We start from the raw sequence: 14,386 nt of genomic DNA, 5'->3' as shown, positions 1-14,386 counted from the left end.
ATGTGAATCAAATTTTCTTTTCTATCTGGTAGTTATTCCGTTCCGGTGCGTTACGCGAGATTAATTCGCCAAGAAATCCGGCAAGGAATAATTGTGTGCCTATAATCATTGCCGTAAGTGACAAATAAAAATAGGGAGAGTCGGTCACTAGTCTATATGGTAGATTGTTGTACATTGCATATAGCTTACTGCCACCTACAATGATAACGGAAATCATTCCGATGAGAAACATCAGCGATCCTAACAAGCCGAAAAAATGCATCGGTTTGATTCCGAATTTGGAAAGGAACCAGAGTGAGAGCAAATCCAGATAACCGTTCACGAAGCGGTTAAGTCCGAATTTGGTTGTACCGTATTTGCGGGCTTGATGGTGCACCACTTTTTCACCGATTTTCTTGAATCCGGCGTTCTTTGCCAGATAAGGTATATAACGGTGCATCTCACCATACACTTCGATATGTTTTACGACCTCTCTGCGATACGCTTTCAGTCCGCAGTTGAAGTCGTGCAGGTTTTTAATGCCTGAAACTTTGCGTGCCGTTGCATTAAACAGTTTGGTGGGAAGTGTCTTTGACAGAGGATCATATCTTTTTTGTTTCCAGCCGGAAACCAAGTCGTAACCGTCTTCGGTTATCATCCGGTAGAGTTCAGGTATTTCGTCCGGACTGTCCTGTAAATCTGCGTCCATCGTTATAACCACGTCTCCCTGCGCTTCTGCGAATCCACAGTAGAGTGCGGGTGACTTGCCGTAGTTGCGACGGAACTTGATACCTCTTACATGCTCCGATTGGGATTTTAGCTTTTCTATCACTTCCCATGAACGGTCCGTACTTCCGTCATTAACGAAAATCACCTCAAATGAGAATCCGTTGGCTTGCATTACCCGTTCTATCCAAGCGTAGAGTTCGGGTAGTGACTCTTCTTCATTGAATAATGGGACTACAACTGATATATCCATTTCTTTAATTACTAGTTACGAATTACAAATTACAATCAACTCGGCTCATTGTTTCCGGGCTTCGCTTTTTTCATTACCATTAATCCGGTAGGGATGGCAAGGATACTTCCGAAAAATACGTCCGATGACAGCATTTGCATGGTAATGTTGATAGCGCTGAGCGAGTTTATTTTATCTGCATCAAACATATCTTTCATAAGTTCTTTGTTTTCTTGTAAAGCGGGACTTTGCTCTATCGCTTGGTTCCAAAAATCAGCAAGGGCGTTGAAGATAAAGCCGTGATCTATAAACTGGAAGTATATGTAATGTGCTACGGCTACCAATAGGGAAGCGAACATATACATAAATATAGTGAAAAGAACAGCGTGTGAGAATTGTATAGCTCCTCCGCATACTTTGTCGCGATAGATTTTTACGTAATAATAACCTATGATTGGCACGGCTAGCGTTAGAATAACATATAGCAATTGGAAAAAAGGTATAGTAAACATCAATGGAAGTAGTATGAATTTCAATATCCAATAAGCTCCCATATATGTGCCAAAATGCATGGCGTATTTCTGTAAATAGCTTCTGTTCTCTGTCATCTTCATTTATAAATTGCGCACAAAGGTACAAATAATATCGGTTGATAGAGGGAATATGGTTGTTAAAGTTAATAAAGCAATAAAAGTTGCTAGTAGAGATTTTTTTTATACTTTTAATTGCTTGAAATGTAGTCTGTTAGTTGTTTTACTTGAAAAAAGTTGTTCGTAGCTATTGCAGAATCCGTAAAAATGCCTACCTTTGCAACCGCAAAACGGGTAAGTCCTATACGGCCAGCTCCCTTCGAATCCTCCAGGGCTTGATCGCAGCAAAGGTAGTTGGTTGTAGCGGCGCGATATAGATAGCTTACCCACCCGCCTCTTTAGCTCAGTTGGCCAGAGCACGTGATTTGTAATCTCGGGGTCGTTGGTTCGAATCCGACAAGAGGCTCAAAAAAAGGATATATAACAGATCCAAGAAAAAAGCATTCAGGTAATTACCTGAATGCTTTTTTTATACCTTTTAATAGGGATTCAGTTTTTACTTGATTCTCTTGTATCCATACACAGCCAAATCGCCCAATTCCTCTTCAATGCGGAGTAACTGATTGTATTTAGCCATACGGTCTGAGCGGCTTAAAGAACCTGTTTTGATCTGTCCGCTGTTAGTAGCTACTGCGATATCGGCGATAGTAGTATCTTCTGTTTCACCCGAACGGTGAGAAGTAACAGTAGTGTATCCATGGCGGTGAGCCATTTCGATAGCGTTCAGTGTTTCTGTCAGCGAACCGATTTGGTTTACTTTAATCAGGATAGAGTTGGCACAGCCTTTTTCGATACCCATTGCAAGGAAATCTACGTTGGTTACGAACAAGTCGTCACCTACTAGCTGGCAACGGTTGCCGATGCGTTCGGTCAGCTTTTTCCAGCCTTCCCAATCATTTTCGCTCATACCGTCTTCGATAGAGTCGATAGGGAACTTGTTAATCAGTTCTTCCAGGTAGTTGATTTGTTCTTCAGCGGTACGTTTCTTACCTTTTTCACCTTCAAACTTGGTATAATCGTAAATACCATCGTGGTAGAATTCGGAAGAAGCACAGTCCATACCGATCATAACGTCTTTGCCCGGTTCGTATCCTGCTGCTTTGATAGCGGCCAGAATAGAATTCAAAGCATCTTCCGTACCTTCGAGGTTAGGTGCGAAACCACCTTCATCACCTACAGCAGTGCTAAGGCCACGGTCTTTCAAGACTTTCTTTAAAGCGTGGAATACTTCAGCACCCATGCGCAGACCTTCTCTGAAAGAAGGAGCACCTACGGGGCGGATCATAAATTCCTGGAATGCGATCGGAGCATCGCTATGTGAACCACCGTTGATGATGTTCATCATCGGTACAGGCATTACATACGTATTTGTTCCACCGATATAGCGGTATAAAGGAAGGTCCAGATAGTTGGCAGCAGCTTTAGCTACGGCAAGAGATACGCCGAGAATAGCGTTAGCACCTAAATTCGATTTAGTCTTAGTGCCGTCCAATGCCAGCATTGCGTAGTCGATACCTCTCTGATTGAGTGAAGACATACCAATCAGCTTCGGAGCGATGATTTTATTTACATTATCAACCGCTTTTTGTACTCCTTTTCCACCATAGCGCTGTTTGTCACCATCGCGAAGTTCCAATGCTTCGTGTTCACCTGTGGAAGCACCTGACGGCACAGATGCACGTCCCATAATGCCGGATTCCAATACCACGTCAACTTCTACTGTGGGGTTACCTCTTGAATCGAGAATTTCTCGAGCTACAATTTTTTCAATTTTCATCGTTTCTATTGTTTTTGAATAAGATTTCTGCAAAAGTACGGACTTGACGGGGAGCCGTTAGTCCGCTCTTATACTATAACAACAGGACGATGCTTTTTGTTTAAATCTGTTTTCCCACATATCCGCCGGCTAACGTTGCGGCTAATCCTATTCCTATACTTAATAATGTATATAGAACAAATGTTCCGTAAAATTCTCCTTTCAGCAGACCTACGCCGTCACTGGAGAAAGTAGAGAACGTTGTGAAACCTCCACATAAACCCGTTGTCAGAAACAAACGGACCTCGAACGGAAGGTGAAATCGCTCTGAAAGGGCATAGAACAGACCGATGAGAAAACTGCCAAGAAGATTGACCGTGAAAGTGGCCCATGGAAAATGATAAGGGACGATTCGTTCGTGCATTAACAACTGGATGAAATAACGCAGTGCACTACCGGTTCCTCCACCGATAAAGATATAGATAACTTCTTTACTCATTTGATTTTAGATACGTTACTGTCGAGATAATTTTTGGCAAAGATAGAAAGAACGTGTAATATATACTTTAATCATTCAGATTAATTGCAGGATAATTACTATATTTTTTCTTATTCCTAACTTTTGTAGTATTCTGAAAATTAGGTGCTTATGCTGAATGGAATTTTTGGATTATCTATATTTTAATTATAAAGAAAAACAGTTCCTATATTTCTGTCCTATCTTTGCGATACGATTATTAACTAACTCATTTATATCATGAAGAACATGAAGAAAAGAACTGTAACATGGCTTTGCCTGCTGTTTTCTTTATTAATGTGCACATCAGCAAAGGCTGAAAGTATTACTTCTCCCAACGGACAGTTACAACTTAATTTCTCCGTCAATGCGCAAGGAGAACCAATGTATGAACTTTCTTATAAAGGAAAAGAAGTAGTTAAGCCTTCAAAACTGGGACTAGAATTGAAAAATGATCCCGGGCTGATGAATGGATTTACTCTGGCAGATACTAAAACATCAACTTTTGATGAAACATGGGAACCGGTGTGGGGAGAGGTGAAATCAATCCGCAACCATTATAATGAGATGGCTGTTATTTTGAATCAGAAGGCACAAGATCGCAATATCATTATCCGTTTCCGTCTTTATGATGATGGCTTGGGATTCCGGTATGAATTCCCATTGCAGAAGAATTTGAATTATTTTGTGATTAAGGAAGAACATTCCCAGTTTGCTATGGCGGGAGATCATACGGCCTTTTGGATTCCCGGCGATTATGATACTCAGGAATACGATTATACCGAGTCCAGACTTTCTGAAATTCGTGGATTGTTGCAAGGGGCGATTACCGGAAACGCTTCTCAAACCTCTTTCTCGCCAACAGGTGTGCAAACTTCTTTGCAGATGAAAACGGATGATGGTCTGTATATCAACCTGCATGAAGCTGCTTTGGTTGATTATTCCTGTATGCATTTGAACCTTGATGACCGGAACCTGGTTTTTGAATCGTGGTTGACACCGGACTCACAAGGAGATAAAGGATATATGCAAGCGCCTTGTCGTTCTCCTTGGCGCACGGTAATCGTGAGTGATGATGCACGTGATATTCTGTCGTCTAAGCTGACATTGAATCTGAACGATCCTTGTGCCTATGAAGATGTTTCTTGGATTAAACCGGTGAAATACATTGGTGTGTGGTGGGAAATGATTAGCGGAAAAAGTTCTTGGGCATATACGGACGATGTTTACTCTGTGAAATTGGGCGAAACAGATTATTCAAAAACAAAACCGAACGGACGCCATGCAGCGAATAACGATAATGTGAAACGGTACATTGACTTTGCTTCTGAACATGGATTTGATCAAGTATTGGTAGAAGGATGGAACGAAGGTTGGGAAGATTGGTTCGGCAAATCAAAAGATTATGTATTTGATTTCGTTACACCTTATCCTGATTTCGATTTGAAAATGCTGAATGCATATGCGAAGTCAAAAGGAGTAAAGCTGATGATGCATCACGAGACATCCGCTTCTGTCCGTAACTATGAACGTCATTTGGACGTGGCATATCAATTTATGGTAGATAACGGCTACAATGCAGTGAAGAGTGGATATGTCGGCAATATCATTCCTCGTGGCGAACATCATTACGGACAATGGATGAACGACCATTATCTATATGCAGTGAAGAAAGCGGCTGATTATAAGATTTGTGTGAATGCTCATGAGGCAGTCCGTCCCACCGGACTATGTCGTACTTATCCGAATCTGGTCGGCAATGAGTCGGCGCGTGGTACGGAGTATGAAGCATTTGCCGGTAATAAACCGTTTCACACCACTTTACTTCCTTTTACCCGTCTGATTGGCGGACCGATGGATTATACTCCGGGTATTTTTGATACCAAACTTTCTTTCTTGTCGGGCGATCATAGTTTTGTACGTACTACATTGGCTAAACAATTGGCTCTTTATGTAACGATGTACAGCCCTTTGCAGATGGCGGCTGATTTCCCTGAAAACTACGAACGTCATATGGATGCATTTCAATTTATCAAGGATGTAGCCGTTGATTGGGATGACAGTAAGTATCTGGAGGCAGAACCGGGAGATTACATCACCGTTGCACGTAAGGCGAAGGGTACTGATAACTGGTTCGTAGGTGGTATCACTGATGAGAATCCCCGTACTTCTGCTTTTACACTTGATTTTCTCGAACCGGGAAAACAATATGTAGCGACATTGTATGCTGACGGAAAGGATGCGGACTTTGAAAAGAATCCAACTTCTTATCAAATAAAGAAAGGTATAGTGACTGCTAAAACCCGGATTTCTGTCAAACTGGCCCGTAGCGGAGGATTTGCATTGAGCTTGATTGAAGCAGCTCCGTCGGATAAGAAGATAATCAAGAAATGGAAATAAGATCTAGGCAAAGAGATTGTTCTCGGATTCCCCGTTTTTAATAAATATTAGTTGTTGCCCCACAAAGAAAACAAAACTTTGCGGGGCTCTTTATTTTATCAGACGGATTCTTTTTTGTACTTTTGCACATCTTTTTAAAAAACATCAATAAAGAGAATAACATGGGAGGTTTTTTCGGAACAGTCTCGAAAGCTAGTTGCGTGACTGATTTATTCTACGGCACAGATTATAACTCACATCTGGGTACAAAGCGGGGAGGACTCGCGACATACAGTAAGGAAAAAGGGTTTATACGCTCCATTCATAATTTGGAAAGTACCTATTTTCGAACAAAGTTCGAAGGAGAATTGGACAAGTTTAAAGGAAACGCCGGTATCGGCATTATTAGTGACACAGACGCTCAACCTATTATTATTAACTCTCACCTCGGTCGCTTCGCCATTATTACCGTTGCAAAGGTTGTCAATATTCAACAACTGGAAGATGAACTCCTCAATCAAAATATGCACTTCGCCGAACTTAGTTCGAGCAATACCAATCAGACAGAACTTATCGCATTACTTCTGATACAAGGTAGAAACTTTGTGGAAGGTATTGAGAATGTGTTCAAGCACATCAAAGGTTCTTGTTCAATGCTTATCTTGACGGAGGACGGAAGTATCATCGCTGCTCGTGACCAGTGGGGGCGTACTCCTATCGTAATAGGAAAAAAAGAAGGAGCATACGCTGCGACAAGCGAATCATCCAGTTTTCCGAATTTGGATTATGAGATAGAGAAATACTTAGGTCCCGGTGAAATCGTCCGTATGTATGACGATCATATCGAACAACTTCGTGAACCGAATGAGGATATGCAGATTTGTTCGTTCTTGTGGGTGTACTATGGCTTTCCTACTTCTTGTTATGAAGGACGGAATGTAGAAGAGGTGCGCTTCACTTGTGGATTGAAGATGGGACAGACAGATCAATCGGAAGTGGACTGTGCTTGTGGTATTCCTGATTCGGGAGTGGGTATGGCTTTGGGATATGCGGAAGGCAAGGGTGTTCCTTATCACCGTGCGATTTCAAAATATACACCGACCTGGCCTCGTAGTTTTACTCCTAGTAATCAGGAGATGCGTGCGTTAGTGGCGAAGATGAAATTGATTCCGAACCGTGCAATGCTTGAAGGTAAACGTTTGTTGTTTTGTGATGATTCTATCGTTCGTGGCACGCAGTTGCGTGATAATGTGAAGATACTATATGATTATGGAGCAAAAGAGGTACATATGCGTATTGCCTGCCCTCCATTGATTTATGCTTGTCCGTTTGTAGGTTTTTCCGCTTCCAAAAATGCGTTGGAACTGATTACCCGCCGTATTATTAAGGAATTGGAAGGTGATGAAAATAAGAATTTGGATAAATATGCTACTACCGGGTCTCCCGAATATGAGAAGATGGTTGGTATTATAGCCGAACGTTTCGGGCTTTCTTCTTTGAAGTTCAATACAGTGGAAACATTAATAGAAGCTATCGGTCTGCCCAAATGCAAGGTTTGTACACATTGCTTTGATGGCAGTAGCCATTTTTAAAGTGGTCAGATAGGTCAGTTAAGTATCCGGATAAAATTATACAATAAAAAAGAGCCGTGAATTGCTTTGTAATTCACGGCTCTTTTTTTACCTTTACGGCACTATAAACTATCAATTTGTAAATTGTAATTAGTAACTTGTAATTAAAACGATATGACTTTAGTAGACAGATTTTTAAAGTATGTAAGCTTCGATACACAATCTGATGAATCGACAGGGCTTACTCCAAGTACTCCGAAGCAGATGGTTTTTGCAGAATACTTGAAAAAAGAGTTGGAATCTTTGGGGTTGGAAGATATAACTTTGGATGAGCATGGTTATCTTTTCGCCACGCTCCCTGCCAATATAGATAAAAAGGTGCCGACTATCGGGTTTATTGCTCACATGGATACAAGTCCGGATATGACGGGTAAGGATGTTACTCCGCGTATTGTAGAAAAGTATGACGGTTCGGATATTGTACTTTGTACTGAAGAAAATGTGGTTCTTTCTCCGTCGCAATTCCCTGAATTGTTGGATCATAAAGGAGAAGATTTGATTGTAACCAACGGAAAAACTTTGCTCGGTGCTGATGATAAGGCCGGTATTGCAGAGATTGTTTCTGCAATGGCCTATCTGAAAGAACACCCTGAAATCAAACACGGAAAAATCCGTATCGGTTTCAATCCGGACGAAGAAATCGGTGAAGGCGCTCATAAATTCGATGTAGAAAAGTTCGGTTGTGAGTGGGGATATACAATGGATGGCGGTGAAGTGGGAGAGTTGGAGTTCGAGAACTTCAATGCTGCTGCCGCTAAAGTTACTTTTAAAGGGCGTAATGTACATCCGGGATATGCTAAGGATAAGATGATTAATTCCATTTATTTGGCCAATCGGTTTATTACTCTGCTGCCGGCACAGGAAAGGCCGGAGCATACTACGGGATATGAAGGATTTTATCATCTGATTGGCATTCAGGGTGAAGTGGAGCAAAGCTCAGTTTCTTATATCATTCGCGATCATGACCGTACTAAGTTCGAAAACCGCAAGAAAGAAATGGAACGTCTGGTCGCTCAAATGAATGCCGAATATGGTGCGGGTACGGTGACTCTCGAATTGCGCGACCAATATTATAATATGCGTGAGAAGATAGAGCCGGTGATGCATATTATCGACACCGCTTTTGCTGCAATGGAAGCTGTTGGTGTGAAACCGAATGTGAAGCCGATTCGTGGAGGTACGGATGGTGCACAACTTTCTTTTAAAGGCTTGCCTTGCCCGAATATCTTTGCCGGTGGGCTGAATTTTCACGGACGTTATGAATTTGTGCCTATCCAGAATATGGAGAAAGCAATGAAAGTAATAGTGAAGATTGCCGAGCTTGTAGCTTCCAAATAACTGATACTTAAAACTTAATACTTAAAAGAATATGAAAACCACTCCGTTTACAGAGAAACATATAGCGCTTGGCGCTAAAATGCACGAGTTTGCAGGTTATAATATGCCTATTGAATACTCCGGTATCATTGACGAACATCTGACGGTCTGTCAGGGTGTCGGGGTGTTTGATGTATCCCACATGGGAGAATTCTGGGTGAAAGGTCCGAAGGCATTGGCTTTTCTTCAGAAGGTGACTTCCAATAATGTGGCGGTACTGACTCCGGGAAAGATTCAATATACTTGTTTCCCGAATGATAAGGGAGGAATTGTAGATGACTTACTGGTATATCAGTATGAACCGGAAAAATATATGTTGGTAGTCAATGCCGCTAATATTGAAAAGGACTGGGACTGGTGCGTTTCTCATAATACGGAAGGAGCGGAATTGGAGAACGCTTCGGATCACATGGCGCAACTTGCTGTGCAGGGACCGAAAGCGATTCTTGCTTTGCAAAAATTGACTGATATTGATCTGTCATCAATTCCTTATTATACTTTTAAAGTCGGAAAGTTTGCAGGTGAAGAGAACGTGATAATTTCTAATACCGGCTATACGGGTGCAGGAGGTTTTGAACTATATTTCTATCCGAATGTGGCTGATACCATTTGGAAAGCGGTCTTTGAAGCCGGTGAGGAGTTTGATATCAAACCTATCGGTTTAGGAGCTCGCGATACACTCCGGTTGGAGATGGGATTCTGTCTGTATGGAAATGATTTGGATGATACTACTTCACCGATAGAAGCCGGACTTGGATGGATAACTAAGTTTATAGAAGGTAAAGAGTTTATCAATCGTCCGATGCTGGAGAAGCAGAAAGCAGAAGGAGTAACCCGTAAATTGGTTGGCTTTGAAATGGTTGATCGTGGAATTCCCCGTCATGGGTATGAACTTGTAAATTCGGATGGGGAGAAGATTGGGATCGTTACTTCGGGCACTATGTCGCCTACCCGCAAAATCGGTATCGGCATGGGGTATGTGAAACCGGAATACGGCAAGGCAGGTACGGAAATCTGTATCGATATGCGTGGGCGTAAATTGAAAGCGGTCGTGGTAAAACCTCCGTTCAGGAAATAATTGAATATTTATAGAAACGCAGATTAACGCAAATTCACGCAGAAGTTTAATTTCAAATCTTATTCTGCGCAAATTTGCGTTAATCTGCGTTTCTTATATGGATAAACGTTGCTCATTCCATAGATTTATTATAATTTTGTCAGCAAATATGATGAAATAATGTCTCAGTTACCTACTCTTATAGCCGATCTCGCACTGATATTGATCTGTGCAGGCATCATGACTTTATTATTTAAGAAGTTGAAGCAACCTTTGGTTTTAGGATATGTGGTTGCCGGCTTTTTGGCAAGTCCGCATATGCCTTATACGCCTTCCGTAATGGATACTGCGAATATTAAGACATGGGCGGATATAGGTGTTATCTTCTTGTTGTTTGCTCTCGGACTGGAATTTAGTTTTAAGAAGATAGTGAAAGTGGGTGGCTCTGCTATTATTGCCGCTTGTACTATTATTTTCTGCATGATCCTGTTGGGTATAGGTGTTGGTATGGGCTTCGGCTGGCATAGGATGGATAGCCTGTTTTTGGGTGGTATGATTGCAATGTCCTCTACTACGATTATTTATAAGGCTTTTGATGATCTGGGGTTACGGAAAAAACAGTTTACCGGCTTGGTCTTGAGTATCTTGATTTTGGAAGATATTTTGGCAATTGTGTTGATGGTCATGCTTTCCACAATGGCTGTAAGCCATAATTTTGAAGGTACGGAAATGTTGGAAAGTATCGGTAAACTATTGTTTTTCCTAATTCTCTGGTTTGTGGTCGGTATCTATCTAGTACCGGAATTCTTGAAACGTTGCCGTAAACTGATGGGAGAGGAGACTTTGCTTATTGTGTCGCTGGCACTATGTTTCGGTATGGTGGTTATGGCGGCCAATACGGGTTTCTCTGCTGCTTTCGGTGCGTTTATTATGGGATCTATTTTGGCGGAAACAATTGAAGCGGAATCTATCGACCGGTTAGTGAAACCTGTTAAAGATCTTTTCGGAGCCATCTTTTTCGTATCGGTAGGAATGATGGTGGATCCGGCGATGATTGTAGAATATGCCATACCTATTCTTGTCATTACTTTGGCGGTTATTTTGGGGCAGTCCGTATTCGGAACATTTGGAGTAATACTTTCCGGCAAACCATTGAAGACGGCTATGCAATGCGGCTTTAGTCTGACGCAGATTGGTGAATTTGCATTTATTATCGCATCTTTGGGAGTCTCGCTGCACGTGACAAGTGATTTTCTCTATCCGATTGTGGTGGCTGTTTCCGTCATCACTACTTTTCTGACTCCTTATATGATTCGTCTTGCCGAACCGGCTTCTACTTTCGTAGATGCTCATCTTCCCGTTTCATGGAGGAAATTCCTGATGCGCTACTCTTCCGGATCGCAGACTGCGCTCAATCATGAGAACTTATGGAAGAAGTTGATATTGGCAATGGTACGTATTACTGTCGTTTATTCTATTGTCAGCATATCGATCATTGCGCTTTCTTTCCGTTTTGTCATACCTTTCTTTAAAGAGAACCTGCCTCATTTGGGAGCTTCTTTACTTGGAGCCGTGTTTATCATTCTCTGTATTGCTCCATTTCTGCGGGCTATTATGGTGAAGAAAAACCATTCGGTGGAGTTTATGACTTTGTGGCACGCCAATCGTGCAAATCGCGCTCCGCTGGTATCGACCATTGTGATTCGCATTATGATAGCGGCACTTTTTGTTATCTTTGTGATTTCCGGATTATTCAAGGCGTCTATCGGCCTGGTTATCGGAGTTGCAGTGCTGGTAGTGTTGCTAATGGTATGGTCGCGCCGCTTGAAAAAGCAGTCTATCTCGATTGAACGTCGTTTCTTCCAGAATCTTCGTTCCCGTGATGTGCGTGCGGAATATCTGGGGGAGAAAAAACCGGAATATGCCGGACGCTTGTTATCGCATGATCTCCATCTTGCCGATATGGAGATTCCTGGTGAGTCTGCTTGGGCGGGAAAGACATTGATGGAACTGAATTTAGGAAAGAAGTTCGGAGTTCATGTTGCTTCCATTCTTCGCGGAAAGAGACGGATTAATATTCCGGGTGGTTCTGTCCGTCTGTTTCCAATGGATAAAATACAGGTGATAGGGACGGATGAACAATTGAATGTGTTTAATGAAGCCATGCAAAATGGGACAAAGGTGGATTGGGATGTGTATGAAAAGAGTGAGATGACTCTAAAACAATTAATTGTTGATAGTGATTCCATGTTTTTAGATAAGACCATTCGTGAATCGGGCATTCGGGATAAATATCATTGTATGATAGCAGGTGTTGAAAGTGAGGATGGAACATTGATGATTCCAGATGTGAATGTGCCGCTTGAAGAGGGTGATGTGGTCTGGGTGGTAGGTGAAAAAGAGGATGTATACCAATTAGTCAATCAAAAAAACGAAAAAGTACAAGTCGGATAGGAATGTTATGCCTATTTTTGTAAACGATAAAAACTTAAAAATAATAATGTCATGAAGAGCGATCCGAAAGAATGTCTGTATTGCCAGAATAATGAAACGCTGCATAATCTGATGATTGAGATTGCGCAGTTGAGTGTGTCACGTGTATTCCTGTTTAAGGAGCAAACCTATCGCGGGCGTTGCCTTGTTGCTTACAAGGATCATGTGAACGATTTGAACGAGTTGAGTGATGAAGACCGTAATGCTTTTATGTCAGACGTTGCACGTGTTACCCGTGCCATGCAAAAAGCTTTCCAGCCGGAAAAGATAAATTATGGTGCATACTCAGATAAGTTGTCTCATTTGCATTTTCATTTAGCGCCTAAATATGTGGATGGACCGGATTATGGAGGTACATTCCAAATGAATCCGGGAAAGGTTTATCTGACTGACGCGGAATATCAGGAACTGATTGATGTAGTTAAGGCAAATCTATAAATGATAATCTAGAGTCCACGGTTCACGGTTCACCACAGAGGACACAGGGGACACAGAGGTTGTATATCGGAGCATACCTATGGTATCCTGTAATTGTATTAAGAGTATAATCATGGACAGTGCCTAAAAGACTCTTTCCCCTATTTCCTCTGTGTCCTCCGTGTCCTCTGTGGTGAACTATTCTTCAAAGTCAAAATCGAAGTCGAAATCGTCCATAAACTCCGGAGTTGTAAATTCTTCCAGCTCGCGGCGGTCTTTTTTAGTTGGGCGTCCGGTTCCGCGTGCACGGTCTATGAATCCGCTGATTTTGCTCATTTCTAACAATTCGTATTGATCGGGAGTAGTGACGTTTTCCATCATCTCCGGTACTAACTTTGCACCTATGCGCTTTTCGATAGCCTGCAGTACCTTGAATGAATAGGTGATAGGTGGCTTTTTTACCTGTATGACATCTCCCGGTTTTACCATACGGGCAGCTTTCACTAATGCGCCATTGATGGTGACGCGTCCTTTCTTACAAGCTTCCGCTGCAATTGTGCGTGTCTTGAAGATGCGGACAGCCCACATCCATTTATCTATTCTTGCTTCCGCCATTTTATTTCTTATTAAACTGGTTCATAGTGATATCAATTCCGGAAAGGCAAAAACTCTTGATGATTTCTCCAGCTGTTTCTAATCTTTCATTCATTGTTTTCCAGTCTTCATCAGTGAAGTGTCCGAGTACGTAATCTATTTGTCCGCCACGAGGAAAATCATTTCCGATACCAAAACGCAAGCGGGCATAGTTCTGAGTCCCTAATGTTGCAGCGATATGTTTCAAGCCGTTGTGTCCGGCATCGCTTCCTTTTCCCTTCAAACGTAACGTTCCGAAGGGAAGTGCCAGATCGTCTACTACAATCAATATATTTTCTAGTGGAATGTTTTCTTTTTGCATCCAATAGCGAACGGCTAATCCGCTTAGGTTCATAAAAGTAGACGGTTTCAACAGTATCAGTTGGCGACCTTTGATCGTGAAATTAGTGGTGAATCCGTAGCGGCCGTCAATAAAAGGAGGCGCACTGTTGGTTTTAGCCAATGAATCTACCGTCATAAATCCGATGTTGTGGCGGGTCTCATGATATTCGGGACCAATATTCCCCAGTCCGACAATTAAATATTTTATCATTGTTTTTTCGGTAAAACAGTTCGTTAATGTAGAAAGAGAAACGCAG

The 14,386-nt window shown here is 41.9% G+C and carries 12 protein-coding genes and 1 tRNA gene; 7 read left to right on the top strand and 6 right to left on the bottom strand.

What is annotated here, in order from left to right:
• Nucleotides 1–7: 7 nt before the first annotated feature.
• Together GD630_RS18605 and GD630_RS18600 are read right to left on the bottom strand one after the other, a co-directional pair.
• Nucleotides 8–958 carry a glycosyltransferase family 2 protein gene (locus GD630_RS18605; RefSeq protein ID WP_007758729.1) on the bottom strand — a complete coding sequence of 317 codons (951 nt, stop codon included), beginning with the start codon at nt 956–958 and terminating at the stop codon, nt 8–10.
• 35 nt (nt 959–993) lie between these two features.
• Nucleotides 994–1,551 (bottom strand): DUF4199 domain-containing protein, encoded by a 558-nt coding sequence (locus tag GD630_RS18600; RefSeq protein WP_143866736.1) that lies wholly within the window; start codon nt 1,549–1,551, stop codon nt 994–996.
• Nucleotides 1,552–1,859: 308 nt separating this feature from the next.
• On the opposite strand from GD630_RS18600, the gene GD630_RS18595 reads away from it, so the two are divergent.
• A tRNA-Thr gene (locus tag GD630_RS18595) sits at nt 1,860–1,933 on the top strand.
• Between the two features lie 90 nt (nt 1,934–2,023).
• Here GD630_RS18595 and eno read toward each other — a convergent pair.
• Both eno and crcB read right to left on the bottom strand, forming a co-directional pair.
• The gene (gene eno, locus GD630_RS18590) at nt 2,024–3,304 is read right to left on the bottom strand and encodes a phosphopyruvate hydratase (RefSeq protein ID WP_143866738.1); all 1,281 of its coding nucleotides are present in this window, start codon (nt 3,302–3,304) and stop codon (nt 2,024–2,026) included.
• A gap of 100 nt (nt 3,305–3,404) precedes the next feature.
• The gene (gene crcB / locus GD630_RS18585; RefSeq protein ID WP_074635641.1) at nt 3,405–3,782 is read right to left on the bottom strand and encodes a fluoride efflux transporter CrcB; all 378 of its coding nucleotides are present in this window, start codon (nt 3,780–3,782) and stop codon (nt 3,405–3,407) included.
• 258 nt (nt 3,783–4,040) lie between these two features.
• Between crcB and GD630_RS18580 the strand changes: the two genes are divergently transcribed.
• From GD630_RS18580 to GD630_RS18555, 6 genes are all read left to right on the top strand, one after another.
• The gene (locus tag GD630_RS18580) at nt 4,041–6,200 is read left to right on the top strand and encodes a glycoside hydrolase family 97 protein (protein WP_143866739.1); all 2,160 of its coding nucleotides are present in this window, start codon (nt 4,041–4,043) and stop codon (nt 6,198–6,200) included.
• 161 nt (nt 6,201–6,361) lie between these two features.
• Nucleotides 6,362–7,771 carry an amidophosphoribosyltransferase gene (locus GD630_RS18575; RefSeq protein ID WP_007756110.1) on the top strand — a complete coding sequence of 470 codons (1,410 nt, stop codon included), beginning with the start codon at nt 6,362–6,364 and terminating at the stop codon, nt 7,769–7,771.
• A 153-nt stretch (nt 7,772–7,924) separates the two neighbouring features.
• Nucleotides 7,925–9,148: a peptidase T gene (gene pepT, locus GD630_RS18570; RefSeq protein ID WP_143866741.1), complete on the top strand. Its 1,224-nt coding sequence runs from the start codon at nt 7,925–7,927 to the stop codon at nt 9,146–9,148.
• A 31-nt stretch (nt 9,149–9,179) separates the two neighbouring features.
• Nucleotides 9,180–10,265, top strand: coding sequence for a glycine cleavage system aminomethyltransferase GcvT (gene gcvT / locus GD630_RS18565; protein ID WP_143866743.1), 1,086 nt, complete (start codon nt 9,180–9,182; stop codon nt 10,263–10,265).
• 159 nt (nt 10,266–10,424) lie between these two features.
• Nucleotides 10,425–12,698: a cation:proton antiporter gene (locus GD630_RS18560; RefSeq protein ID WP_143866745.1), complete on the top strand. Its 2,274-nt coding sequence runs from the start codon at nt 10,425–10,427 to the stop codon at nt 12,696–12,698.
• Nucleotides 12,699–12,749: 51 nt separating this feature from the next.
• Nucleotides 12,750–13,175, top strand: coding sequence for an HIT family protein (locus tag GD630_RS18555; RefSeq protein ID WP_143866747.1), 426 nt, complete (start codon nt 12,750–12,752; stop codon nt 13,173–13,175).
• A 177-nt stretch (nt 13,176–13,352) separates the two neighbouring features.
• Here the strand turns inward: GD630_RS18555 and GD630_RS18550 are convergent, their stop codons facing one another.
• Nucleotides 13,353–13,769 (bottom strand): RNA-binding S4 domain-containing protein, encoded by a 417-nt coding sequence (locus GD630_RS18550; RefSeq protein WP_007756093.1) that lies wholly within the window; start codon nt 13,767–13,769, stop codon nt 13,353–13,355.
• Nucleotide 13,770: 1 nt separating this feature from the next.
• Complete coding sequence (gene pth, locus GD630_RS18545) at nt 13,771–14,337, bottom strand: aminoacyl-tRNA hydrolase (protein ID WP_143866797.1); 567 nt, start codon at nt 14,335–14,337, stop codon at nt 13,771–13,773.
• Nucleotides 14,338–14,386: the final 49 nt, after the last annotated feature.

Origin of the sequence: Bacteroides zhangwenhongii (assembly GCF_009193325.2) — a bacterium.
Lineage (GTDB): Bacteria > Bacteroidota > Bacteroidia > Bacteroidales > Bacteroidaceae > Bacteroides > Bacteroides zhangwenhongii.
The sequence above is the reverse complement of the archived record's forward strand: the minus strand, read 5'-3'. Positions and strand labels throughout refer to the sequence as shown.